Genomic DNA, 26,793 nt, shown 5'->3' on the forward strand with positions numbered 1-26,793 from the left:
GTGGTATGCGATAAAAGGTAGCAGAAAACTAACTTAAAACAGTTAGGATGAACCATTACTGATAAGTAAGGAATGCCAATGCGCCATTTAATTCTGAGTTTAAGCCTGCTGATTACACTTAGCGGTTGCAGCAGTGGTGGTTCAGCCACTTCGGAGCAAATTTCCGCTGAAAACGGGTTCAATCCGGCCTGGCTCTCCACCGAAGCAGCTCAGCAGGCATTGGCGAGCGGCGAGCTAAGTTCAGAGCAGCTGGTAGCCTATTATTTGCAGCAAATTGAAAGGCATAACCAAGCCGGTTATCAGTTAGCGGCGATTAGTGATATTGACCCTGACGCCCTGGCGCAGGCCCGGCAGCTTGATGCCGAGCGCCAGCAGGGTACATTACGCTCTGCGTTGCATGGCTTACCGGTGGTGCTTAAAGCCAATATCGCTACTAACGACAGTATGCCGACCACCGCAGGCGCGCTGGCGCTACAAGGCCACCTAACCCGGGCTGATGCAGCACTGGTGAGCCAGTTACGCTCGGCGGGTGCCATCATTCTGGCTAAAACTAACTTATCGGAATGGGCTAATTTTCGCGGTGAAAAATCGGCCAGTGGCTGGTCGGCCCTCGGCGGCCAGGTTCGAAACCCGCACTTGTTGAGCCATACACCCTGTGGTTCCAGCTCTGGCTCGGCGGTTGCTGTCGCGGCCGATTTAGCGCTGCTGGCAGTGGGTACTGAAACCGATGGCTCTATCATGTGTCCGGCATCGATTAACGGCATTGTCGGTATTAAACCTACCCGTAGCGCAGTGTCTGGTGCAGGTATTATTCCGATTGCTGCCGCACAGGATATTGCCGGGCCCATGGCCAGAACCGTCTATGGTGCCGCTTTGTTACTGGATGAAATGCTGACGCCGGCTGCGAAAAGCCAGTTTAAATTGCCTTTGAGTACGGCAGCGTCGCAGGCTACGTCCGCCCGAAAAGTGCTGCTGGTGCGCGCATATGATAAACAAGATGCGGCGTTAGCGCCGATGTTGGATAAGCTGACAGCGGAGCTGACTGCTGCCGGAATTGAGGTGGTTAGTACAGATCAGTGGCAACTGCCGGCGGCTTTATATCAGGCTGAACTGAAAGTACTAATTTATGAGTTTAAACGTGATTTAGAGCGTTGGTTAACGGAATATCAGGTGCCTGCAGAGCGGGATACCCTGGCAGAGATTGTTGAATTTAACCGGGAGCAAGGCGAAGCTGCGCTGGCTTTTTATGGCCAGGAGTATTTGGAGCAGGCCGCTGCTGTTGATTTAGCTGCTGACTATGCCGGTTATCAGCAGGCACTTGCCGATAGTCGTAAACTGGCAGAGCAGGCACTCGATCAGCATCTGCGCGGGCAGGGCTTTGCTGCGGTTATTTTGCCCTCGTATGGCCCGGCCTGGCCAATTGATCATGTCGATGGTGATGCCTTTAATTTTGGTACCTCAACCGCTGCGGCGGTAGCCGGTTACCCGTCAATCACCTTGCCAGCAGGCTATAGCGGTATTTTGCCATTGGGTGTTAGTCTGGTTGGCTTACCCTGGTCTGAACCACAATTACTGGCGCTGGCCAGCCTGCTGGAACAAAAACTGGCAGCTTATCAACGTCCGGGGTTTATGGCAGAGCTTAATGATCAACCATCAAGATGATCGGGTTTTGACTTCTTTGCCGCCGGGGCGTAATCTTAGCGGCAATTTCATCTGGTAAGATAAACTTAAAATAACACGGCAGCTGACACAGACCCTATGTTAAGCACTTTGGTACAACAGCAAAAATACTGGACTATCCCGCTGATGGTCAGCCTTGCTTTGTCCTGGTGTTTACTGCTGTGCAGTGGTTTAGTGAATCAGGCACATGCCAAGGTCAATGACCATCCGCAGCAGTCTGTCGCGCAGCTTGCAACAACGCCGCCTTGTCATGGTCAACTGCCCGTATCCGGCATTGACGACACCGAACTGCCAACGCTGACAGCCCAGCACGATAATTGTTCCGGTTGCGATACTCAGGCCACTCAGCTGGATCCGCTGTCGCTACCGGCTATGGTGCTTTTAGTCAGTTGGTTGCATGTTGCCGAAATCTGGCCAGTTAACCAACCTGCTAATAATTGGTTTGCTCAGGCGCCACCGCCACGACCCTCAGTTCCACTTTATTTGCGCAAGAACCTGCTGCTGATTTGATACCAACCGTTTTCGCTACGGTTATTTTTGGTATGTCAAAAGCAGAGGTTTTACTATGTTTATCCCGGTTAAAAGCGCCATACTGGCCAGCTTGCCAGTATTATTATTTCTCCATAGCAATGTTATGGCAGCTCCTGCCCAGCAAAGCCCTGTTACAAAGCAAAGCCCACTGCAGCAATTAACTGCGTCTGCTGAACAAGCAACGGTGTATACCTGCTCAATGCACCCGCATGTGCGCTCTACTAACCCTGACGACCGTTGCCCTATTTGTGGCATGGCGCTGATTCCGGTAACCGTAGACGAAGCAGAAAATCACTCTGACCCATTTTCTGGCGAGCTTAGATTAAGTCCGCGTGCTTATGCGATGTTGCAACCTGAACTGACGCCGGTACGCCGGCAGCGGGCCGAGGGCAGTATTGCGCTGGTCGGGATGCTGGCGGCCGATCAGAGCCGGTTAAAAACCATCAGTGCCTGGACAGCCGGCCGGATTGACCAATTTTATCTCAGGAGCAGCGGGGTAGATGTTAAAGCCGGCGAGCCGATGGTAGAGATTTTTAATCCTGATTTAATTGTTATTCAGCAGGAACTGGTGCAGGCCAAGCAGCTTGGCGCGGCCCGCGGCACCAGCCTGGCTGCCGACAGCACCCTTGCGGCGGCACGGCGGCGCCTGCGCTTACTGGGGGTGCCTGCTACTCAGATTGACGCTATTTTACAAAGTGAAGATTTGCAGGATACAGTGACGATTAGTGCACCGGTGTCGGGCCGGGTGCTGGATAAACTGGTGAATGAGGGCGCTTATGTCAGTGCCGGCCAACCGCTGTTTACGGTGCTTGAGCTGGATAAAGTCTGGCTGGAACTGGAAGCGTTTGAGCATCAGCTGGCCGCAATTTATCCGGGACAGGCGCTGAGTGTGGAATTACTGGCACTGCCGGGCGAGCAACTGCAAGCTGAAGTATTGCTGCTGGAGCCGGTGGTGGATACCAACAGGCGTACTGTAAGGGTCCGGGCGTTGCTCGATAACCCGGATGGGCGCTTAAAGCCGGGCATGCTGGCCCGCGCAAGACTGATCGATAGCCTGGACGATGTCTTGCTAATCCCGGCATCAGCCGTGCTGCAAACCGGCCAGCGGGCGCTGGTGTATGTGCAATTGGCTGCAGACAACCCGACGTTCATTAGCCGTGAAATCACTCTCGGCCGGCGTTTTAACGGCCAGTATCAGGTGCTGTCCGGTCTTGCTGAAGGCGAGTTGGTCGTCAGTAAAGGCGCGTTCCGGCTGGATAGCGAGCTGCAAATACGTGGCCTGCCAAGTATGATGGCGCCGGATGGAGTAAGTTATGATCCGCATGCTGCGCATCTACCTAATCAAAGCCCTGGTGCTAGCAACGAGGCAGATACCCCTGAAAATGCCAGCACACCGCAGCCAGCAGAGGATGATTTTCGCTTAACCGCAGCAGAAGAAACAACATTGCTGGCCGCTTATCAGCAGGCATATCTGGCATTGACAGAAGATAATCTGAAGGCGTGGCAACAGGCCATGGCAGCGTTTCACCAGCAGGTGGTAGCGATTAACTGGCCGGAAAACTTCCCTGGTATAGTGCGGGCACTGACCGTGGGCGCCGACCAGCTACAGCAGGTGACCAGCCTGGCTGAGGCAAGGCAACAGTTTTACCGGCATAACCTGGGGTTATTAAGGCTGGCCGAGCTTGGCGTACTGGCTGCGGGCTGGTATCAGGCCTATTGCCCGATGGCCCGCGACGGCGAGGGCGCTGCCTGGTTGCAACCGCAGGCTGAGCTGTTAAACCCGTATTTTGGCCCGGCGATGCTGCGTTGCGGTGATATCCAGCAGCGGTTCGATGCTAAGGAGCACGATCATGCCGGCCACTGAGCAAAAGGTTAAATCATTGTTCGACCGTATGCTGGCTGGCTGCTTGAAACAGAAACTGCTGGTGGTACTGCTAACTGGCTTGCTGTTAGTTGTTGGTGCTGCCTATGCGCCTTTCGGCTGGCACAGCGGTATGCCGCTTAGCCCGGTGGCGGTGGATGCCATTCCGAATTTGGGTGAAAACCAGCAAATCGTTTTTACCGACTGGCCCGGCCGCTCGCCGCAGGATGTGGAAGATCAGCTTAGCTATCCGCTTAGTGTCGCCTTAATGGGCGTGCCGGGCGTAAAAGACGTTCGAACCCTGTCGATGTTCGGCTTTTCCAGCATTGCCGTTATTTTTGATGAAGATATTGAGTTTTACTGGGCGCGCAGCCGCTTGCTGGAAAAACTGGCCAGTTTACCGGCCGATACCCTGCCAGACGGGGTGCAGCCTGCGCTCGGGCCCGATGCTACCGCCCTGGGTCAGGTGTTCTGGTACACCCTGGAAGGGCGCGACCCGGCCGGCAACCCTACCAGCGGCTGGGATTTGGAAGAAGTTCGCTCGGTGCAGGACTGGTACCTGCGCACCGGCTTACTGGCAGCAGAAGGTATCAGCGAAGTGGCCTCGATTGGTGGCTATCAGCGGGAATACCAGATTGAAGTCGACCCGGACTTACTGCGCATTCATCAGGTAACCCTGGCTGAGGTTAGCGCCGCGGTTATGGCGGCTAATCTGGATGTCAGTGCCGGCAGCCGGGAAATCAATGGCGTTGAATACCTTATTCGTGGCGTTGGTTTTATTAAAAACTTGCAGGATATCGAGCAGGCGGTGGTGCGGTTAGCTGCCGATCTGACCCCTATCCGGGTAGCCGATGTGGCCCGGGTGCAGTTCGGGCCGGCGGCCAGACGCGGTGCGCTGGATGTTAACGGTGCCGAAGCCGTTGGTGGCGTGGTGACGGTGCGCGAAGGCTACAACCCGCGCCAGGCAATTAGCAATGTGAAACAACGCTTGCAGGAAGTTAGCCGCGGCTTACCGGCCAAAGCCGTGATTGACTGGCAGCACACTTCCGTGGCCGAGGTTGATGCCTTTGCCCGCAGCCGGAAACTGCCGGTGTGGCAGGGGCGGGATGAGGCAGTGCAACAGGCCTGGCAGACTTTTTTACGCAGTGAGCCGCCCCAGGCCTGGCCTGCCTGGTTAACCCTGAGCCAGCTAACGGTAGTACCCTTTTATGATCGCAGTGAGTTAATTGCCGAAACCCTGGGTACCCTGCAGGACGCACTAACTCAACAGCTGTTGATCACCATGGTGGTAGTGCTGGCGATGCTGCTGCATTTACGGGCAGCGCTGGCGGTAAGTTTAATGCTGCCTGCAGCAGTGCTGCTAAGCTTTATTGCCATGAAGCTGCTGGCAATAGACGCTAACATCGTCGCGCTGGCCGGTATTGCCATTGCGATTGGTACCATTGTCGATATGGGGATTATTGTCAGCGAAAACCTGCTGCGCCAACGCCAGCGTCAGCCGGATTTGCCAGCCACTGAGGCAGTGTTACTGGCAGGCAAGGAAGTGGGGCCGGCTATTCTTACTGCCATTAGCACTACCGTAATCAGCTTTTTGCCGGTATTTACCATGACCGGCGCTGAAGGCAAGCTATTTGGTCCGTTAGCCTACACTAAAACCTTTGTGTTGCTGGCGGCGGCGTTACTGGCGTTAACGGTGTTACCGGTGCTGCTAAACTCATTATTCAATTGGCGTAAGCAGGATGTAAGCCATGGCTGGCGCTACTGGCTGCTGAACAGCCGGCGTTGGTGGTTATTAGCGGCACTGGTTGTGCTTGTTGTCTGGCTGGGTTCAGCGCTGCTGTGGCTGGCGACAACACTGTATGCCCTGGTGTTGTTGTGGCAACAATATAAGGCGCCGTTACTTACCAGGTTTAGTGAGCAGTGGCCGGCTTTTGGCCGCTATCGCAGCCACTGGCAGCAGCTTGCTGGCCGTTTACCGCTAACGGCCTGGCGGTTCGGCCACGGCTTACTGGTAATAGCGGTACTGTTGAGTGTGGTGACCTTGCTCAGTCAGGTCTGGTTGCCACTCGGGCCGATGCAAGGTGCCCTGGCGAACTGGGGCTTTGTGCTGTTGCTGCTGGCTTTGGTGCTCGGGTTTTTCTTCGTTTTTCTATGGGTTTACCCAACTTTACTTAAGGGCTGTTTACGGCTGAAGTGGTTATTTCTGCTGCTGCCACTGCTGTTAGTGGGGTATGGCAGTACCGTTTGGCTTGGTGCGCAGCATACCTTAAGCTGGCTGCCCGGGCTTTCTGAAAAACTGACCCAACGCTACCCTGGCCTGGGCCGTGAGTTTATGCCGGCGCTGGACGAGGGGGCGTTTTTGTTAATGCCAAGCCTGATGCCACATGCCTCGATAGCGGAAGCGCTGGCGGTATTGCAGCAACAGGACAAGGCCATCGCGGCCATACCTGAAGTGCGTTCGGTGGTCGGGAAAATTGGCCGGGCTGATACAGCGCTGGACCCGGCGCCACTGGGCATGATTGAGACGGTGATCCAGTATCACAGCGAATTTAAAACCGATGCCAATGGCCGCCGGCTGTACTTTCGCTTTGATAAGCTCAGCAATGACTTTGTGCGCGATGACGCTGGCGAACTGATTGCCGATAGCAGGGGCAGGCCTTACCGACAGTGGCGTGAACACATCAGCTCGCCAGATGATATCTGGCAGGAGATTGTGCAGGCTGCGCGGCTGCCGGGGGTAACCTCGGCACCGAAGCTGCAGCCAATAGAGACCCGCTTACTGATGCTACAAACCGGTATGCGGGCGGCGATGGGGGTTAAGTTGTCGGCGCCGGATCTGGCGACACTTGACCAGTTGGCGCAGCAGCTGGAAGTATTACTGCGCGAAGCACCAGGCGTGCAGCCCGCTTCGGTTAGTGCCGAGCGGGTAGTCGGCCAGCCATATCTGGAAATTCACCCTGACCGTGAAGCCATTGCCCGCTATGGTCTGAGTATGCAGCAAGTGCAACAAACACTGGCCAGCGCTATTGGTGGCATGGACGCCGGACGCTCGGTTGAAGGGCGCGAGCGTTATGGAATTACCGTGCGTTATATGCGGGAGCGGCGCGATACGCTGGAACAGCTGTCGGAGGTACTAATCGATACCCCGGCCGGCTACCCGGTACCGCTAACCCAACTGGCCGACATTCGCTATCAGCGTGGCCCGCAGATGATCCGCTCAGAGAACACTTTTTTAACGGCTTATGTTACTTTTGGTAGCAAACCAGGCTGGGCAGAAGTAGAGGTGGTTGACGCGGTGGCGGCGTATCTGGACAGTACCCTGCAAGCGGGTGACTGGCAACTGCCCGCTGGCGCCAGTTACAGCTTTGCCGGCAGCTTTGAAAACCAACAGCGGGCGGCTACCACCTTGCTATGGGTGGTGCCGCTGTCGTTACTGCTGATTTTTATGCTGCTGTATCTGCAGTTCCGGCGGGTGAGTAGCACCCTGATTATCTTCAGCAGCATCGCTGTCGCCTGGGCCGGCGGCTTTATTATGCTCGACTGGTTTGCCCAAAGCTGGTTTTTAAATTTCAGCCTGTTTGATACTAACCTGCGCCAACTGTTTCAGTTGCAGTCGTACAATTTAAGCATTGCGGTATGGGTCGGCTTTCTGGCGCTATTTGGCATCGCGGTGGATGATGGTGTGGTGATGGCCAGTTATCTGAAACAGCAATTTGCCGATGCCAGGCCGGCAAACCGCTCTGAGGTAAGAACCCTGGTAATACAGGCCGCCATGAAACGTATTCGCCCTTGCCTAATGACCTCGGCTACCACCATTTTGGCGCTGTTGCCGGTGTTAACCGCTACTGGCCGTGGTGCGGATTTAATGATCCCCATGGCGATACCAACCTTAGGTGGCATGCTGTTTGTGCTGCTTAGTGTGCTGATGGTACCGGTGTTGTATTGTGCGGTGGAAGAGAGGAGGGTTTCCCCTGAGTAAGAAGTCGCGATCGACTGCAATACCCCATTTGGCTTGCCACAGCAACTCGTTCGAGCTGACGCCCTCACTCAGACACTCTGTGGCAACCAAATCGGGTTTCCAGTCTCACGCTTCAGCTAGCAAGCGAGAACCGGATTACCCTAAGCCGACTGAACAACGCTAAACTAAGCCAACAGCACAAAGCCAAAGAACGCCAGTATCGCTGCCATTAACGCATAAGGGAACTGGGTTAGCGCGTGGCTCATCAGGTTACAGCCTGAGCCTTGCGCAGCCAGTACCGTTGAATCACTGTAAAAGCAAGCCTGACTGCCAAAAGAGCTGGCTGACAACAGGGCGCCGATTACCAGTGGAATATTGGCATCCACCGCGATGGCCAATGGCATAACAATTGGAATAGACACCGCAAAAATACCCCAGCTCGAGCCGGTAACAAACGCCAGCAATGCCATGGCGACAAATACCAGCGCCGGTAACATCTGAGCTGTCATATACGGCGACAGGTTTTCGATGACATAAAGCGGCAAGCCCAATTGATCACATACATCTTTAAAGGTAAAGGCCGCAATTACCGTACAAATAGCCGGCAGCATGGTTTTAAAACCGTGCATCATCAGCTCCATCATCTCGGTGAAGGGCATCAGCCGCTGCGCCATATACATCGGAATAGTTACAATAAAGGTCAGGATCAGCGCCGGCCATATTTCGGCTTCAAACCAGATGGTAAAGCCAATCAGCATTAGCATCGGCAGTAAAAAGTTATATAGCTTGCCGCCTTTTTTGTCCGAAGCATCAAACTCCTCTTCAAAAGCCTCCATCGCAAAATCATCGCTGATGTGGGTATGGGAGGCTGCTGTTTCGGCCGGCGCATCGATATTACCACTGGACAGTTGGGCAGCCAGTTCGGCTTTTTTCATTGGGCCTACTAAAGGCACTACCCCTAAAATGACCAACGGCACCAGGATCAGCGCCAGCCAGGCGTAAATCATATAGGGAATGGCCGAGATATAGGTTTTAATGCCGTTCGGATCGGTCTCCGGCGCTATACCATTGGCCACCAGTAAGCCGCCAAAAAAAATCGCCCAGGTAGAAATAGGCACCAGCACGCACATCGGGGCGGCAGTCGAGTCGACTACGTAGGCCAGCATTTCCCGCGATACCTTGTATTTGTCGGTAATACGTTTCATGGTTTCGCCTACGGTCAGGGCATTTAAGTAATCATCAATAAAGATAATTAGCCCCAGCAAGTAAGTCATAAACAGGGAAGGTTTGCGGCCACTGGCATATTGCTGCGCCATCCGGCCAAAGGCAAAGGCACCGCCGGTGTGCACCAGCAGGGCAATTAAGGCACCAAATCCGCCACAGACTAAAATTAACCAGCCAATGGTTTCATCCTGCATTACCCGCACTGAGGTTTCGCCTAAATTAAATAAGGCGTCCGAGGGCGATATCAGCACCAAGCCCGCTGCTGCGCCCAGAACTAATGCCAGAATAGGGCGTTTTAACCAGATAGCAAAAGCTAATACGACAAAGGCAGGAACTAAACTTAACGCACTGGGCGCAATCGCGGCCGCTTCGACCGCCGCAGCAACGGGTTCGGCAAGACTTTCCATTGGGTTATCTGCTGACATTTTTTATTCTCTAATAACAACTCCGTTAAACCGGAGCCGGGTTGGTAAACCGTTGCAGCAGATCTGACAACGCAACGGAGCGCACAATTATTACAGTCTGATTATAGATATCGCGATGATGGTTTCAGTTAGCAGAAAACCACGGCGCAATAATATCAAAAAATTACTTTTCTACCAGAAAATTGTCTGGCAGAACTACTTGCAGGGAGCAAACCAGCAGTAACTGTCATGAAAATTTACAAGGTCTGGTAGTGTTCAGCAGAAAAACCTTTAAAAACATATTGATAAAAATTGGCCTGGAAAATGCTTTATATCGGGAGGAAAGCGAATATAAGCGGTTATTCGCCCTTTTGTTCCAACAAGGAGATTAATATGAACAAATTATGTAAGGGTATGTTGGCGGGTGCCGCACTACTGGTTGCGCCATTTACTCAGGCAGCAGTAATAGAGTGGACTTATGAAGTAAGTATTGAATGGACAGGCGCAGATTTTAGTACAGGCAATGGTGATGCTTCGTGGGATGATACGCTGATAAGCTGGGGTGCAGCCGGCGGTAATTTTAATAGTGCTCCAAACAACCGTAGTGCATTGCAAATTAGCGACTCTCCAGCCGTGGGAAATATATTTACAAACGATATGACCCCAACACAAACTAACACTATTACCCATTTTAACAATTCGATTTCCAATACTTTTTCTACGTTAGAGCAAGCAAGCTTATTGGCAACATTAAACTTAACGGCGATAAATCCTTTCGTTGGTGATCCGATTGAGTTTACTACAACCTTCGCAATAGATTTTATTGAAACACCTAACACCAGTCCTTGTGGTTTCCCGGTAGATACCGTGTGTGATGATATTTTCGTTATTCAATTTGGTGCGTTAAACACTGAGTTTGTTTACGATGGCGTGACTTATTTCGCCAGTATCGTTGAGTTATCAGGTAACTTAACTGCGCTGCCTGATGCTACTTGTGCCACTGCCGGTGTTGCTAATGGTTGTTTAGGTTTTACTACTCCGGAAAATACTTTTACTCCGGCACAGTTTGGTTTCTTTATTACCACGCGTCCGGTAAATGTACCTGAGCCAGCTATGTTAGGTTTGTTTGGTTTAGGTTTGTTAGGTTTAAGAGCTTTCGGTCGTCGCCGTTCAGCTAAAAAATAAGTGCTTAAGCTTTTAACTAAACACAGTACTCAGATTTAGTTAAGACATAAGTAGATAAAAAACCGGAGCTTGCTCCGGTTTTTTTATGTCTAAACATCATATTACTTCGTTAACATTTTCGATATAGAGCAGTTGTCGGGCGCGCTATAAGGTTGTAACTCAAGCAACTGCCTTTGCCGATATGCTATTTGGGTGTCACTATGGTTTACATCTATTTAATTTTTTTTATAAAAATTCGTTACAAAACATGGGGGTGAAAACTGGCCCGGATAATGCTCTGGTTATGTTGGATGCGAATACCGACCGGTGTTCGCGCCTTTGTTCTAACAAGGAGATTAATATGAACAAATTATATAAGGGTATGTTGGCAGGTGCGGCTTTATTGGTTGTGCCATTTGCTCAGGCTGCAGTAATAGAGTGGGATTTCAATGTTACTACGGAGTGGACCGGGGCTACCTTTGATGGTGGCAACGCCAATGAAATCGTCAACGCGTCACTGGTTAGTTGGGGTGCGCTTGGTGGTGATCATACTGATACCACCCAAAACGCTTCAAACTCACGTAGTGGGTTGCAAATTACTGATTCACCGGCAACGGGTAATATTTTTACCAACGATATGACACCATCGCCAACCAACACGATAACGCATTACAACAACACACTTGCTAATACTTTCGGCACGTTGCTTACTGCTGGTGTCAGAACGACCCTGAACTTAACACCGACTAACCCGGCGGGCCCTGCTGCACCAACCTTTATGACGGACTTTTTTGTTGATTTTATTGAAACCCCAAACACAAGTCCCTGTAACTTCCCAAGTGCTACGATTTGCGATGATATCTTCGTAATTCAGTTTGGTTCTTTAAACAGTGAGTTCATTTATGATGGTGTAAGTTACTTTGCCAGTATCGTCGAATTATCTGGTAATTTAACGCCACAGCCTGACGCGACTTGCGCCAGAGCTGGTGTGGCAAATGGTTGTTTAGGTTTTACTACCGCTGAGAGTACTTTAACCCCAGCTCAGTTCGGTTTTATTATCACTACCCGTCCGGTTAATGTTCCTGAGCCAGCCATGTTAGGTTTGTTCGGTCTGGGCTTGTTAGGTTTAAGAGCTTTCGGTCGTCGCCGTTTAGTTAAAAAATAATTAACCAAAGCCTTAAAAAAACAAAACCGGAGCATGCTCCGGTTTTTTGTTAAATGTACAGTGATAACCTGGTGTTAAAGTGCCGTTATTTCAGTATGCTGAGTCTGCAGCTTCACTATAGCTTGCTCTAACTCAGTTTGTTTAGCACGCTCTTTGACAAGCACAGCCTCCGGTGCTTTAGCCACAAACCCAGGGTTGTTCAGCTTGCCGCTAACCCGCGCCAGTTCCTGATTGGTTTTTTCCAGTTGCTTGTTAATCCGGCTAAGTTCTGCCTCTTTATCAATTAAGCCAGCCATCGGGATCAGTAAATCCATGTTGCCAACTAACTGGGTAGCACTGGCCGGGGCTTTCTCATCGGTCGCTAACACGTTAACCGTTTCCAGTTTCGCCATTACCATTAAAAAGTTTTGGTTTTGCTGTAAACGGCGCTGCTCTTCGCTGTTCAGATTACGTAGCAGCACATTGAGCGGCTTGCTGGGCGCTATGTTCATTTCGCCGCGCACATTGCGAATGGCAGTGATCACCGCTTTTAACCATTCCAGATCAGCCATGGCGGTATCATCGGCTAAGCTTTCATCGAACTGTGGATATGCCTGCAGCATTATGCTGTCTGCAGTGCTTTCGATAACAGCGCCGGCCAGCGGTTTTACCGACTGCCAGATGGTTTCGGTAATAAACGGCATGATCGGGTGCATTAAACGCAACAAACTTTCCAGCACAGTAATCAGGGTATGGCGGGTACCGCGCTGCTCCGCCTCATTACCTTTGAATAATACCGGTTTGGTCAGCTCAAGATACCAATCGCAGAATTGATTCCAGGTAAACTCATACAAGGCGGTTGCTGCTAAATCAAAGCGATAGCTGTCGATATAGTGGCCAACTTGTTTTACCGTTTGCTGATACTGCGCCAGGATCCACTTATCGGCCAGTGACAGCACTTTGGGCTCGCTGCCAAAACCGCAATCTTTGTCTTCGGTATTCATCAGCACATAACGGCTGGCGTTCCAAAGCTTATTGCAGAAGTTACGATAGCCCTCCAGCCGTTTCATGTCCCAGTTGATATCACGGCCGGTGGAAGCAAGAGAGGCCAGGGTAAAGCGCACGGCGTCAGTGCCGCTGGCGCTAATGCCATCCGGAAACTGGTTGCGGGTGCGTTCAGCAATTTTTTCGGCATCTTTTGGTTGCATCATATTGCTGGTGCGTTTAGCCAGCAAATCGGCCAGGCTGATACCGTCAATCATATCCAGCGGGTCAATCACGTTGCCCTTGGATTTAGACATCTTGTCGCCATTTTCGTCACGAATAAGCCCGGTGACATACACAGTTTTAAACGGTACCTGCGGCTTACCATTTTCATCTTTAATAAAGTGCATGGTCATCATGATCATCCGGGCAACCCAGAAGAAAATAATGTCAAAACCGGTTACCAGTACATCGGTTGGATGAAAGGTTTTTAAATCGTCTGTTTGCCTGGGCCAGCCCAGGGTGGAAAAGGTCCACAAGGCCGAGCTAAACCAGGTATCAAGTACGTCGTCATCCTGACGCAGTGGTAAGTCAGCTGCTAATTGGTAAGTGCTGCGTACTTCTTGCTCGGTGCGGCCAACATATACTTTGCCATTGTTATCGTACCAGGCTGGAATGCGGTGGCCCCACCAAAGCTGACGGGAGATACACCAATCCTGAATGTCACGCATCCAGCTGAAATACATGTTTTCGTATTGCTTGGGTACAAACTCAATCTGGCCGGTTTCAACCGCTTCAACTGCGGTTTTAGCCAGTGGTGCTACCCGGACATACCATTGATCAGTTAGCAACGGCTCTATGACCACACCACTGCGATCGCCGTAGGGCAGGGTATTAGTTAAGTTCTCAACTTTTTCCAGTAAGCCGGCTTCTTCGAAAGCCGTGACGATAGCTTTGCGGGCAGCATAACGATCCAGCCCCTGATAAGCCTGTGGAATAGCGGCCGTCATTGCCGGGTTAAGTTCACCGTTACTATGGAAACATTCACCGTCACTGCGAATAGTTGCGTCCGGAGTAAGAATGTTAATCATTGGCAGCAGGTTGCGTTTGCCCACTTCATAATCGTTAAAATCGTGCGCCGGAGTAATTTTTACGCAGCCGGTGCCTTTGTCTTTATCGGCATGTTCATCAGCGATAATCGGAATACTGCGGTTAACAAGAGGCAGCAGTATCTGTTTACCAATCAATGCCAGATAACGCTCATCAGCCGGGTTTACCGCCACGGCAGTATCACCCAGCATGGTTTCCGGCCGGGTAGTGGCCACTACCAGATAGTTTTTACCATCTTCGGTCAGGGCACCATCGGCCAACGGGTAACGCAGGTGCCACATCTGGCCTTGCTGTTCTTTGTTTTCTACTTCCAGATCAGAGATAGCGGTGTGCAGTTTCGGGTCCCAGTTAACCAGACGCTTGCCACGGTAAATTAAGTCGTCCTGATACAGCCGGACGAACACTTCCTGCACCGCTTCAGATAAGCCTTCGTCCATGGTAAAGCGTTCCCGCTCCCAGTCGACAGAGTTACCTAAACGACGCATTTGCGAGGTAATAGTACCACCGGACTGGGCTTTCCAGTCCCAGACCTTCTCAATAAAGGCTTCACGCCCCAGTTCGTGGCGGCCCGGTAAGCCAGCGGCCGCTAATTGGCGCTCTACCACCATCTGGGTGGCAATACCGGCGTGGTCACTACCAACCTGCCATAAGGTATTTTTACCGCGCATCCGCTGATAGCGGGTCATTGCATCCATGATGGTCTGCTGGAAAGCATGACCCATATGCAGGCTGCCGGTAACGTTTGGTGGCGGGATCATAATGCAGTAACTGCCGTTACCGGTATCGCCGGCCGGTTTAAAATAGCCTTTACTTTCCCATGCGCTGTACATGGCTTGTTCTATCTGACTGGGATTAAATGTTTTTTCCATGAGAGTACCTGTTGTTCAGTCGGCGTTGACGGTAGCTGGAGTAATACCCGACTGACGATATTGCTTATAACGTTGCCGTGCCTGCGCTTTATCAGCGGCCCCGGCCGGAACAAATTCGATGATGTCGGCAAACCGGTTGGCAAAAGCCGGTATATCAGATGCCAGATTAATTAATACCTGCCTGCTTTGTTTCGGTGGCTGCCAGCTTATTTCAACTGGCGCACCACGCGCCGGACCTTCACCGCTAAGGTTATGCGGCACAAAGCTGTCGGCGTCAAACTGCCATAGCAACTGGTCAATTAGTTCGGCATCTTGCTGGCTGGCAGTATAAACAAAAACCCGCTGGTTAGCGCGGTAAAAGTTAGCGCACAGCTGGCATGCCAAAGTAAAATGAGCTGGCGGGTCGCTCAGCTCATTTTCGGGTAACTGCTGGCTATCAGCCAGCACATAAAAGGTAACCGCCATCAGTGATCCTGGTTGTGACCGGCCCGGTTAATTAAAAACTGAGTTAGTAACGCCACCGGCCGGCCGGTAGAACCTTTGTCTTTGCCACCACTGCGCCAGGCAGTACCGGCAATATCAAGGTGAGCCCAGTTATATTTGCGGGTAAATTTCGATAAGAAACAGGCTGCGGTGATAGTACCAGCGGCGCGGCCACCCAGGTTGCTGAAATCGGCAAAGGGGCTTTCCAGCTGCTCGTGATAATCATCCCATAGCGGCAGGCGCCAGGCGCGATCGCCACTTTGCTCTGAGGCATTTAGAATTTCATGTGCCAGCGGGTTATGGTTACTGAGCAGGCCAGAGGCGTGTTTACCTAAGGCAATTACACAGGCGCCGGTTAAGGTGGCCACATCAATCACCAGTTCCGGATCAAACCGTTCAGCATAGGTCAGCGCATCACACAGCACTAAGCGGCCTTCGGCATCGGTATTTAATACTTCAACCGTCTGGCCTGACATGGTTGTTAAAATATCACCAGGCCGGTAAGCGTTGGCATCGGGCATATTTTCTGCGGCAGCCAGAATAGCAACGATATTAACGGGTAAACCCAGAGCGATAACCGAATGCATAGTGCCGAGCACTGAGGCTGCACCGCACATATCATATTTCATTTCGTCCATGCCATCGCCTGGCTTTAAACTGATACCGCCGGAATCGAAGGTCAGGCCTTTACCAATTAACACCATAGGTGCGCTGTCATTGCCGGCGCCATTATATTTAATAACTGACATTTTCGGGCCATTAACCGAGCCCCGGCCCACGGCCAGATACGAATTCATGCCATGACTGGCCAGCTCTTCAGCGCCCAGCACTTCAACACTAACTTTGTCTGTTAACTCTACTAATGCCTGCGCCTGCTCGGCCAGATAAGCCGGGGTACAAATGTTAGGCGGCATATTGCCAACATCTTTACACTGTTTAATACCAGCCGCGATGGCCAGGCCTTGCTCTACCGCACGCTCGCCAATGGTTAAATCGCGCCTTGTCGGCACGTTAAATACAATTTTGCGCAGCGGCCGGCGGGTTTCATCTTTTTTACTTTTTAAGCGGTCGAATACATACAGGCAATCCTGAGTGGTTTCCACTGCATGGCGCACTTTCCAGTAGGTATCACGGCTTTTAACATGTAATTCAGATAAAAAGCACACGGCTTCCATCGAGCCGGTTTCATTCAGGGTACTGATGGTTTTGGCGATGATCTGGCGGTACTGACGTTCGTCTAATTCCCGCTCTTTGCCGCAACCCACCAGCAATACCCGTTCGCTCAACACATTAGGCACATGATGTAATAACAGCATCTGGCCTGGCTTACCTTCTAAATCGCCACGGCGCAACAAATTGCTGATATAACCTTCGCTGATTTTATCCAGCTGCTCTGCTACTGCGGAAAGACGACGTGGCTCGTACACGCCAACAACAATACATGCACTGCGCTGTTTTTCCGGACTTCCGCTTTTAACGCTGAACTCCATACTTACTCCTGATTCTGAGAGACTGTGCTACTATAGCCGTTAACAATTGTCATGGTGCTATAGCGCCAGTTATTTACCAGGCTGAATTCTACCGTGAATTGAGAAAAAAGCTCGGTTTTCCCGGTACTTTGCCTGATAATAATTGCTATAAATATCAAGTTTACTTAAAAATTGCCAGGTTTCCAGCAAAAAGACAGGTTTTAGGGGGCATTTTTGATTATTTTTCGCTATCTGATTGGGGAGGTATTTCGCGCCCAATTGGCTGTCTTTGTTATTCTTACCAGTATTATTCTTAGCCAGCGCTTTGTGAAAATTCTGGCTGATGCTTCTGAAGGCGATATACCAGGCCAACTGGTAATGAGCATCGTTGCCCTGAAATTACCTCAGCTTGCCGTTATTATCCTGCCATTAAGTGCATTTCTGGGTATTTTGGTGGCTTACGGCCGGGTGTATGCCGACAGTGAAATGACGGTATTACATTCTACCGGGGTAAGTGAGTGGTATGTTACCCGCCTGACCTTGTTATTGTCGGTAATTATGGCGATATTAGCCGGCAGCGTTACCCTGTACTTAAGCCCCTGGGCTACTGAGCGTGAGTATCAGTTGCTGGAAAAAGCAGACAGTAATGTAGGGTTGTTTTCGCTGGTGCCTGGCCGTTTTCAGCATACCGCTAACGAACAAGCGGTTATTTTTGTGCAGGAAATAAGCCGTTCAGGTAATAATTTATCCCGGGTATTTGTGGCACAAACTGAGTTGCACGGTGAGCAAACACAACATGCCATTGTGTATGCAGAAACCGGTGCGGTTAGCGAAGATGCCGCCACCGGCGCTCAGATGCTCGAGTTACAGCGGGGCCGGCGTTACTCGGGTGACGGTCGCTCGCCCGCCTACGAGGTTACCGAGTTTGGCCGTTATCAGATCCAGTTGCGTGAACAACAAGCCGAACAGCGCCGGCGCAAACTCAGTAGCTTAAGTACGCCTTTGTTATTGCAGGAAAATAGCGCAGAAGCCGCCGCCGAGTGGCACTGGCGGATAGCCATTCCGCTATCCATTCCCATTCTTACTCTGATAGCGGTACCACTAAGCCGGGTTAACCCGCGTCAGGGCAAATTTGGCCGGCTGCTGCCGGCGTTGCTGCTCTATCTGGGCTATTATGCCCTGTTGATTATTGGCCGCTCGGCGTTAGAGGATGGCAAAATACCGGTTGAAATGGGTATGTGGTGGCTGCATGGTGGCGCTTTGCTGCTGGGATTATTTCTGATAATGCGAAACCGGGCCGGCGCCCAGCGTTTTCGTGCCAGATTAGCGGGGCGCGGCTGATATGTTGAAAATTCTCGATTTATACATTGGCCGCACTATTCTGGCCACCTCGGCGCTCACTCTCAGTGTGCTTATTGTGCTATCGGCGTTGTTCAGGTTTATTGACCAGATGCGTTCTATTGGCCGCGGCTACTATGACATGGTGCACGCGGCGCTGTTTACCCTGTTTAGTATGCCAGGCGATTTAGTGTTGTTTTTCCCAATGGCTGCGTTAATTGGTGGCTTAATTGGTATGGGCATGCTGGCCAGTAGTAGCGAACTGGTAGTAATGCAGGCCGCCGGTATGTCGCGCTTAAATATCATAAGCTCGGTAATGAAATCGGCAATTGTGATGGTGTTGGTAGTGATGGCTGTAGCCGAGTGGGGAGCGCCGGTAAGTGACCGGGCTGCCCGCGAACTGCGGATTAAAGCTATTTCAGATGGCAATCTTTTTGCTGCCAGGCAAGGGGTCTGGGCTAAAGACGGTGACAGTTTCGTTAACATCAAAGAAGTAGACGACGCGGGTAATTTGTCCGGCCTGACCATTTATAAATTTGGCAGTGATTTGCAGCTTGAAACCGTGGTTAGCGCCAGCAGTGCGGCATATCGCAATCAGCAGTGGCGGCTGCAAAATGTGACTGAGTTAAGTTTTTCTGCAGAGCGGGTAGTGCAGACTAACCTGCCGGAGCAACAATGGCGGTCCAGTTTAAGCCCCGATAAACTGGGGGTGGTTACCATTAAGCCTGAAATGTTGTCACTGACCGGCTTAGCCCAATATGTTGAGTATCTGGAACAAAATGATCAGGAGGCCAGCCGCTATGAGCTGGCTTACTGGCGCAAAGCGCTGCAACCGTTATCAGTAGCCGTGATGTTGTTACTGGCGCTGAGTTTTATCTTCGGGCCATTGCGCAGTGTTACTATGGCAGCCCGGGTATTGTTAGGTATCTTAACCGGCTTTGGCTTTTTTATGAGTAACGAATTATTCGGGCCGTTGGCACTGGTGTATCAACTACCGCCGCTGGCCGGTGCCATGCTGCCAAGCCTGCTGTTTATGGCGCTGGCGATATACTTTATGCGCAAGAAGGTATAGCGAAAAAGGATTTAGCGGGCGCTTTGGTGCACGTTCAGGCTTTTGCTATGCTCTTTACTAATTACTACCATCTGGCTGGCGGTAAGTTGGTCCTGCAATGCCAGGCCCTTGCCCCAGCGCAGCCATAACCAGATGTTACCTAAGCCAAAAAGTGCCAGCAAGGCCCGGGCCAAAGCCTGCAATGGCGTTAATGGCAAGCCATTTTGCTTTATCACCACAATACGCCAGGCTCGCATACCAAGCGTTTGGCCGGCTTTGCACCAGAAATACACGTAAAAACCTAAAATAACCGCCACCAGATAAACAAAATACAGCCAGCGACGCAGCCCGGTATTCAGGTAATCGGCTATATCACTGTAGCCGCTCAGGTTAACCAGTCCTAGCCATACCAACAACTGTACCAGCAACATGGCGACGCCAGCGGCCAGCATCACCAGCGCTGCTAATACCAGTACATCATAAATTATTGCCGCTAAACGGCGGGCAAAACCGGCTCGGGGGGCATTGGCAAGCATGGTAAGGTCCTGTTTAAAAACTTTGGCAAGTTTAACACGGCCGCGCGTTTTTACGATCCCAGGCCTGGCTTTTTTCCGGCTTGCTGTAATTTTGTGCAATTAAAAGCCAATTAAAACAAACTGTCATAAAAGCGCTTGCTTACCTTAGGCAGCATCGTATAATGCCAGTGCTTTATGCATTTCCCCCTGTGCCTGGGTGGCGAAATTGGTAGACGCAGTGGATTCAAAATGCAATGCGTCTAAGATGGTGGTAGACATAACTCATTGAATAGTCTACGATTCAATAGTTATTAAAAGTGCAAAAAATTTGCAAAGTTTTGCAAAGTCCTGTTTCTGCACTAGTGACAGGGTAAAAAGACCTCTCAATGCCTGGGTGGCGAAATTGGTAGACGCAGTGGATTCAAAATTCACCGCTGTTATAGGGTTTTTTAATTTAAGTCTTTGTTTTTAAAACGATTAAAATTAAAGAATCTTGACAAATTAGCTGTTATAGTTTGTTATAGAACAACTTTGGCTCAGTGATGAAATTGGTAGACGTGCCGGATTCAAAATCCGGTCCTGGAAACAGGGTGTCGGTTCGAGTCCGACCTGAGCCACCAAATTAACGAAAACCGTCCTTTATGGGCGGTTTTTTTATTGCCCTTTTTTTGGGATATGCTATTTTCGGAAAATATTGGGAATATCATTGTCAGTAGTTTAAGGGTCTAATTATGGAAATAGTTATTGGTATCATCATTGTGGTGGTGATTTTGTTTGTTTTAGGTGGTATGGATAACAATAGACCTGTTAAAGATTGGTCTGATGACAAACTGAACAGAATGCATCCTAAGCTAATGAACGCTAGGCAGTATGAAAAGGCTGACGAAGTGAAGAAAGAAATTGAACGTCGGCAACAAGAGCGAAAAGCAGAAGAAATACTTAATCAGCTGCCCCAACAAGGCAGTTCCGAGATGGATATGCTGCATAAAATGGCCGCGAATATGGCCAAGCTTACCCAGACTGTCATGGCTGAGAACTCTTGCTCAGAAGAGGAAGCAAACGCTATCATTTCAAAGCGCATTGAAACCATAGAAGCAAACCTTAAAGCCCAAGGTTTGAGTGAAGATGAGGTAAGTGAACGAGCTTTGAAAGAACTCGGCCTAATCTGATAATCATTGGACTGTCATTAAATGCGCGGCTTCAGTTTTGAACTGATTGCCGCCTTGTTATTGTGCTTGAATCGAAAAATGGTTTCTAACTCAGCTGCTTTTTTTCTCTCCAAGGCAAGATAATTATTAACCTCTGTTTTAAGCTGCTTATTTTCGAGTTTTGGGCAAGTATCAAGCGCTTGTAATACCTCAGCAGCAGCTTTAATTTTTACCGGCTCAGGCACTCGTTTTGTAAGCGTATTCCACCAGTTATTTAGTGCGGCACTTAACCTGAACACAAAATCTAAAAACGCTCTGGCTTCCTGTTCGTCCTTTCTGGCCTGTTCTGCCTGATAGGTTAAAAAGTGCGTTTCAAGTTCAATCTCTTTATGTTTATCGGCGGCCATTTGATGCTGTTGCTGTAATAGCGCTAATTGCTGTTTTTCTTGCTGTGTTTTATGTTCGGCTTGCTCTGCTATTGTCTTAGCTTTTTTTGCCGCTTCAATCGCTTGTTTAGCCTGTTTTTTGAGTTGTTCGGTTTGTTCTTTGGCTCGGTTGTAAAAGCTAAACTTGCGTTGGTGCTTTGGTAGATCGACCTGTTTTCTGATCTCGGCTCTTACTTTCTGGCGCTCATCTGTATCGGGTAAAAATGCCAGTTTAAGATCCTGGCCTTTCAGGTGCTTGTTAGCGTGTTGGTAGAATAACTGCTGGATATACTCGCCAACTCGCTTGTTTTTATCTGCTGATAGCTGCTTATCTGTGCCGATTTCAGGCAGTTTATAAAATCGGGCATATTTATCGGCCAATAGCCTGATTTGCCTTGGCAGATCATATTTGCCGCTGGTCTGGTTATAACCATCAACAAAAATATGCACGTGGTTGCCGGTTTGATCTTCTGCCAGTTTTTCATTGGCGTGATACACGGCGAACATAATGGCAAAGTCTGGCAAATACTTCTCATAAAAACTGCTGATAATGCCCAGCATTGTCTGGCTGTCCAGTTCAACGCCGTTATGCACTGGTATGGTAAAAATGGCTTCGTGCGCCAATATGGTGCTGTTTGCTTGCAGGTTTGTTTTGTTGTTTAAGGCTATTCGCTCATTATGAGCTTTGGCATATCTCGCTACCGTGTTGAGTTTTTGCTTCACTCGTTTAATCGCCGGATCTCGCTCAGCAATGTCTCTGATCGCGTTAATCTGTGCTTCGGTTATCTCGGTCTTACTGTCGCTGATAATGCTGCTAAATGGCTCACCTAAACGCCTTAAACTGTATTTAAGGTTTTGGATATCCTGATCGGTTTTTTGCTTTTCTGTTGCAATGGCTTGAAGTTGATCAGGTGTGCCGCTTTCAATGGTATTTAAACGGTCGTTAATGCGTTTAATTTGTTTATCGGCATAACACTGGCGGATCTGTTTATCAGGGCTAAAACTGGTCAGGCGCTTGGTTTTTCCTGACATTAAATAGCACAGGTGCTGCAAATCAGGGTTGAACTGGGCTACGGTTTTTAACTCTTGTAGTGAGCATTGCAAGCTGTGCCTGATTGACTCTTGCAGTTGTGCCAATCCATTTATGCGTTTTCGATTGCTGCTGAATGGTTTTTTATAGGACGTTTTACGGTAGTTGATAAACTTAAAAAGGGCGGTTGTTTCTCTCATAGTTAGTAATTTTTTTGTTATGCGAAAGTAAGTAATGGCTTTCGTTTAACCAAAAGAATTAGACCCGCGGTAGCGCCATTTATAGTGTCATAGAACTTTTGCGCAGCGAAAAGTGCAAGGGCGCTAAATAAATGGTTATTGAAAATCATTACTTATGATTTACATCTAACATATTGAATTAAAATGTCAAACGCCGAAAATTGTTGGTGTTGGTGTTGGTGTTGGTGTTGGTGTTGGTGTTGGTGTTGGTGGTTTGGTTAGGTGGATCTTATTTCTTTACTTTTTCACCGGCAAACCAAGCCCCTGTCTGGTTAAGACAAGATTATGGATTACTCGGTGCTTTTTCACCTTGGTCGATCTTGTTGCTGAACACATTCGACTGGACAAAACTTACAACCCTAGCAGCGGCTGCCTATCCTCCCTTTTGTCCGTGATCTCCTAATATTCTTTCCTTGCTGTACTGCCGCTTTTTTTTACCGTGATAGCGTTGTTGTCCCCTCTGTTCACATATTTAGCCTTTGCTGATTGAATACCCGAAACCACCCTCGCGGGTGCCGCCTAGGATCGTCCTTGTAAGCGGCCTGACCATTTACAGCCCAAGACATCTTGATTCCAAACTGTAAATGACGCTTTAAGCATGTATAAAAATACGTCATTAATTTACAGTTAACATATAAAAAACAAGTTTCAAGAGCCGATTTTGAAATATTATTTATTCTTCGTCGTCGTTGTCGTAATCGTCACCATCCGGTTCTTCTTGGTCAGCGCCAGACATAAGGCCTTTAAGGTGCAATGCACTTTGGAACTGGTCGTTTGAAAAAATATGATTAACGTCAGTATTGGCGATGGCGTCAGCGTAATAGTCCTCGATCATTTGCACTGAGGTGCCGCAATGCTGTGCAATTAAAAACAGAGTTTTACCTTCCTTGATTTTTTCGGTAATAAAAGTGTGTCGCAACTGGTAAAGGGTAATATCATCAACATTGTTGGCTTTGTACCAGTCTTTATAGCGGTTGCGGTCTTCTTTTAAAATATTGGTAAAGTCGGGAAATACGCCAGGCTCTCGACTAAATACGTGTATTGTGTCCAGACCGCGAATATTTTTCTGTATTTTGACAAACTGAATGACCCTGTAAGCATCTTCGCTGATGATTATTACACGGGGCAGGGTTTTGCTTTTAGTGACAACCAGCGTGTAAGCATCCACACCGCCGATTTTCTCCGGTGTAACGTCTGCAAATGTGATCTGTTGTAGCTCACCATAGCGCAGGCCAGTAAGGTGCAGTAATTTAATAAACAGGCTTAGCAGGATAAAGTTAATTTTACCTGTGGCGTTTTTAGACGTTTCTGATTTAACAAGAAAACGCTGATGTAAGGCTTTAATTTGTTCTGGCGTCAGTGCTTTGCGCTTGTTCTTTTCTGCAATGCGTGATTCTGGTAATTCGGGTTTAGCATCGATATATTCAGCGTCAATACAAAAGTCGAACAGCAGTTTAAAGGCGCGGTTGTAGTTCCTGACCATTGTCTCGGACATTTCGAGGTTATATACCCCGTAAAGCTCTTTACGCTTCAACTTTTTAATGTCGGTTTTACCAAACTTTTCGATAATTTTAAGCAAAAAGCGCTTGTTGTCTTTTAAGCCTTTGGCCTGACGCTGCTCTAAATGTTCGATTGTTTCCTGTGCGGCCTTTTCAACCGTGATAAAGCTGCGTGGTGCAAGATCGAGCCGGTTTTCACGAACCAGCTTTAACACCAGCATTTGCTCGTCCAGCATTTCTTTGGCTTTATCAAAATCAGTGGTTCTGGTGCTAACCTGCCGCCTTTTGCCAAACTGATCGTAATAGTCCATATACCATTTGGCTGAACCGGCTTGTTTATAAAGCCGCGCTTTTCCTGATCGGTGCTGGTAGGTCATCTGTGATAGTTTCTGTTATAGTATTTAAAAATGATTATAACAGTATGTTTTTAATGGTATAAAAATACAAGCGGTTAATTCAAAATCCACCGTTGGCGACAACGTGCCGGTTCGAGTCCGGCCCTAGGCACCAAAAATCATTTCTAGATCTTACACTTAAATCTATTGCATTTTAAGTCGGTAGTCGGTTGGGTTACCAGCTATAAAGTTCTGTATCGACATATAAAACCATTTTGGTAAGTAACTCTCTGTACAATCACTCCGATTCTGATAGATTTATCTGCTTTAGGTAATTGCATCTTTAAGTTTTATTGGAAGTACTATGGCCGTTAATCAGGGCAAAATAATTGAGCAACTGGAAGCTTTAGCCTCTGACCAAAACCAAAGCGAGTTTATCTACCGCTTTATGGAAGCCTTCAACTTCTCTCCCTCTACTATTAAACAGATTAGGCAAGGTGGGTCGAGAAACGTTGCGTCAGACTCGGGCCACGTGGGTATTAAAAATAAGCTGTATTTTCAGCCGTGCTTAGATTCAGCTCGGTTAGAAAGTGAATTCGATGCACGTATTTCAGATCCCTTAGTTACCAAACATAAAATTCGTTTTGTTATAGCAACGGATGAAAATCGAATTCTCGCTTGGGATACTCTTGCCAAAGATCGTTTAGATATTGATTTCGATGAGTTACCGCGCAATTACGGTTTCTTTTTGCCATTAGTCGGCTTAGAAAAAGCGATCATCGGTAATGAGAACCCTGCTGATGTTGCTGCTGCAGAAAAGATGGGGAAGTTGTTCGACCTTATCAGAGTCCAAAATGACTTAAGCCAACAAGAAGACCTTCATGCACTGAATGTCTTTCTAACTCGATTATTATTCTGCATGTTTGCTGAAGATACCGGTATTTTCCGGCCAGGCCAATTTACGCTAGCCGTTAAAAGCTTTACCGAAGAGGATGGAAACAACTTAGATGCCTTCTTGTACCAGTTGTTTACCGTATTAAACACACCTGAAGATGCCGAATTAAGGCAATCATTGCCGAAACACCTAGCGGATTTTCCCTATGTAAACGGTGGTCTTTTCGCCAGTGATGAGCCAATACCTGCGCTTGGAAAGAAAGGGCGAAGAACGCTATTAGACTGCTGCGCTATGAACTGGGGTGATATAAATCCTGATATTTTTGGCAGTATGTTCCAGGGCGTTATAGATGTTAATCAACGCAGTAGGCTAGGACAGCACTACACTTCGTACAGCAATATAATGAAGGTTATACAGCCGTTATTTTTGGAACCACTACGATCTGAGCTAGGTAGTTCACGTAAAAATGCAAAGGCCTTAAAAACATTGCTGGTGCGATTGGGGCGAATCAAAGTTTTTGATCCTGCCTGTGGTTCTGGCAACTTCTTGATTGTTGCATATAAAGAATTACGTCAGCTTGAAATGGAAGTGATAGAGGCCCTTCAGGTTCTGGAACGACAAGCAATATTTGTAACAGGAATACACCTTGACCAGTTTTATGGTATTGAAATAGACGACTTTGCTTGTGAAATAGCCCGGCTATCTCTGTGGCTAGCAGAGCACCAGCTTAACAACCAATGGCAAGAGATGTTTGGCTTAGCTCCGCCGACACTGCCATTGAGCTCGACGGGCCGAATTGTACAAGGTAATAGCCTAAGACTCGATTGGCATCTTATTTGTCCTAAGAAAGATGATGAAGAGGTTTATGTAATTGGCAATCCTCCCTTTCGAGGGCATGCCGGTAGAACAGTTTCCCAGCGCGAAGATATGCAGATTGTTTTCGGAAATGAATTATTACTAGGAAAACTCGATTATGTAACATGCTGGTTTTGGAAAGGAGCATCATATATTGCAAATTCCATTTCGCAACTATCATTTGTAGCAACAAACTCAATATGCCAAGGTGAACAAGTAGCTTTACTTTGGCAGCCAATTTTTGATCTAAATCTTAAAATTCATATAGCTTATCCGACCTTCAACTGGATTAATAACGCGCGAGATAAAGCTAAAGTACATGTTGTAATCGTGGGCTTGTGTCGTACAAATCAATACCCAGCAAAGCTTTTTCAGAAAATTGATGAGCTTTGGCATTGTAAACTAGCTGAGGGATCCCCACGAATTTGACCATAGTATCAGCTCTTTTCCATTTTGATTACTGCCCAGTCTGATTCAGCTGCCCAGAGCATGATTTGCCTTATTGCAGACTGGATCTGCTCAATGCTCAGCCCTAACTTTGCTACCTTGCATAGCCGCCTACCCAGGTAGTTAAACGACAAT

The 26,793-nt window shown here is 48.9% G+C and carries 17 protein-coding genes and 2 tRNA genes; 12 read left to right on the top strand and 7 right to left on the bottom strand.

Annotated features, from left to right (window positions below; genetic code table 11):
- Positions 1–78: 78 nt before the first annotated feature.
- The 4 genes from H141_RS0105080 to H141_RS0105095 all read left to right on the top strand — a co-directional run bounded on the left by H141_RS0105080 (position 79) and on the right by H141_RS0105095 (position 8,051).
- Positions 79–1,662, top strand: coding sequence for an amidase (locus tag H141_RS0105080; RefSeq protein ID WP_019675164.1), 1,584 nt, complete (start codon positions 79–81; stop codon positions 1,660–1,662).
- Between the two features lie 96 nt (positions 1,663–1,758).
- Positions 1,759–2,190: a hypothetical protein gene (locus tag H141_RS0105085; RefSeq protein ID WP_019675165.1), complete on the top strand. Its 432-nt coding sequence runs from the start codon at positions 1,759–1,761 to the stop codon at positions 2,188–2,190.
- Between the two features lie 55 nt (positions 2,191–2,245).
- Positions 2,246–4,075 carry an efflux RND transporter periplasmic adaptor subunit gene (locus H141_RS0105090; protein ID WP_019675166.1) on the top strand — a complete coding sequence of 610 codons (1,830 nt, stop codon included), beginning with the start codon at positions 2,246–2,248 and terminating at the stop codon, positions 4,073–4,075.
- Positions 4,062–8,051, top strand: coding sequence for an efflux RND transporter permease subunit (locus H141_RS0105095; RefSeq protein WP_019675167.1), 3,990 nt, complete (start codon positions 4,062–4,064; stop codon positions 8,049–8,051). Before H141_RS0105090 ends, H141_RS0105095 begins: the two co-directional genes overlap by 14 nt.
- 164 nt (positions 8,052–8,215) lie before the next feature.
- Here H141_RS0105095 and H141_RS0105100 read toward each other — a convergent pair whose 3' ends face one another.
- Entirely contained in the window at positions 8,216–9,679 is a 1,464-nt protein-coding gene (locus tag H141_RS0105100) for a Na+/H+ antiporter NhaC family protein (RefSeq protein ID WP_157610756.1), read from the bottom strand.
- 372 nt (positions 9,680–10,051) lie between these two features.
- Between H141_RS0105100 and H141_RS0105110 the strand changes: the two genes are divergently transcribed.
- Both H141_RS0105110 and H141_RS0105115 read left to right on the top strand, forming a co-directional pair.
- Complete coding sequence (locus H141_RS0105110) at positions 10,052–10,843, top strand: THxN family PEP-CTERM protein (RefSeq protein WP_019675170.1); 792 nt, start codon at positions 10,052–10,054, stop codon at positions 10,841–10,843.
- 340 nt (positions 10,844–11,183) lie between these two features.
- Positions 11,184–11,987 (top strand): THxN family PEP-CTERM protein, encoded by an 804-nt coding sequence (locus H141_RS0105115; protein WP_157610758.1) that lies wholly within the window; start codon positions 11,184–11,186, stop codon positions 11,985–11,987.
- A 74-nt stretch (positions 11,988–12,061) separates the two neighbouring features.
- Here H141_RS0105115 and H141_RS0105120 read toward each other — a convergent pair whose 3' ends face one another.
- Genes H141_RS0105120 through pepA form a run of 3 tightly spaced genes read right to left on the bottom strand, consistent with a single transcriptional unit; the run spans position 12,062 to position 16,902 of the window.
- Entirely contained in the window at positions 12,062–14,929 is a 2,868-nt protein-coding gene (locus H141_RS0105120) for a valine--tRNA ligase (protein ID WP_019675172.1), read from the bottom strand.
- Between the two features lie 15 nt (positions 14,930–14,944).
- The gene (locus H141_RS0105125) at positions 14,945–15,394 is read right to left on the bottom strand and encodes a DNA polymerase III subunit chi (protein WP_019675173.1); all 450 of its coding nucleotides are present in this window, start codon (positions 15,392–15,394) and stop codon (positions 14,945–14,947) included.
- Complete coding sequence (gene pepA, locus H141_RS0105130) at positions 15,394–16,902, bottom strand: leucyl aminopeptidase (RefSeq protein ID WP_019675174.1); 1,509 nt, start codon at positions 16,900–16,902, stop codon at positions 15,394–15,396. The genes H141_RS0105125 and pepA overlap by 1 nt, the downstream gene beginning before the upstream one ends.
- 213 nt (positions 16,903–17,115) lie before the next feature.
- On the opposite strand from pepA, the gene lptF reads away from it, so the two are divergent.
- The gene (lptF, locus tag H141_RS0105135) at positions 17,116–18,222 is read left to right on the top strand and encodes an LPS export ABC transporter permease LptF (protein ID WP_019675175.1); all 1,107 of its coding nucleotides are present in this window, start codon (positions 17,116–17,118) and stop codon (positions 18,220–18,222) included.
- Position 18,223: 1 nt separating this feature from the next.
- Positions 18,224–19,291 (top strand): LPS export ABC transporter permease LptG, encoded by a 1,068-nt coding sequence (lptG, locus tag H141_RS0105140; protein ID WP_019675176.1) that lies wholly within the window; start codon positions 18,224–18,226, stop codon positions 19,289–19,291.
- 11 nt (positions 19,292–19,302) lie between these two features.
- On the opposite strand, the gene H141_RS0105145 is transcribed toward lptG, so the two are convergent.
- Positions 19,303–19,806, bottom strand: coding sequence for an RDD family protein (locus tag H141_RS0105145; protein ID WP_026349243.1), 504 nt, complete (start codon positions 19,804–19,806; stop codon positions 19,303–19,305).
- Between the two features lie 512 nt (positions 19,807–20,318).
- Here H141_RS0105145 and H141_RS0105150 point away from each other — a divergent pair.
- Positions 20,319–20,405 (top strand) — tRNA-Leu (locus H141_RS0105150).
- Between the two features lie 111 nt (positions 20,406–20,516).
- Positions 20,517–20,954, top strand: a complete 438-nt coding sequence (locus H141_RS0105155) for a hypothetical protein (RefSeq protein ID WP_019675178.1) — start codon at positions 20,517–20,519, stop codon at positions 20,952–20,954.
- Positions 20,955–20,971: 17 nt separating this feature from the next.
- Here H141_RS0105155 and H141_RS0105160 read toward each other — a convergent pair whose 3' ends face one another.
- Both H141_RS0105160 and H141_RS0105165 read right to left on the bottom strand, forming a co-directional pair.
- Positions 20,972–22,390 carry a hypothetical protein gene (locus H141_RS0105160; RefSeq protein WP_205620340.1) on the bottom strand — a complete coding sequence of 473 codons (1,419 nt, stop codon included), beginning with the start codon at positions 22,388–22,390 and terminating at the stop codon, positions 20,972–20,974.
- 910 nt (positions 22,391–23,300) lie between these two features.
- On the bottom strand, positions 23,301–24,503 hold the full coding sequence (locus H141_RS0105165; protein ID WP_019675180.1) for a tyrosine-type recombinase/integrase: 1,203 nt from the start codon (positions 24,501–24,503) through the stop codon (positions 23,301–23,303).
- Positions 24,504–24,545: 42 nt separating this feature from the next.
- On the opposite strand from H141_RS0105165, the gene H141_RS21395 reads away from it, so the two are divergent.
- Both H141_RS21395 and H141_RS19880 read left to right on the top strand, forming a co-directional pair.
- Positions 24,546–24,636: transfer RNA gene (locus H141_RS21395), tRNA-OTHER, on the top strand.
- Positions 24,637–24,825: 189 nt separating this feature from the next.
- Complete coding sequence (locus H141_RS19880) at positions 24,826–26,640, top strand: DNA methyltransferase (RefSeq protein ID WP_019675181.1); 1,815 nt, start codon at positions 24,826–24,828, stop codon at positions 26,638–26,640.
- Positions 26,641–26,793: the final 153 nt, after the last annotated feature.

This window comes from Arsukibacterium perlucidum DSM 18276, assembly GCF_000382165.1.
Classification (GTDB): Bacteria; Pseudomonadota; Gammaproteobacteria; order Enterobacterales; family Alteromonadaceae; genus Alishewanella; species Alishewanella perlucidum.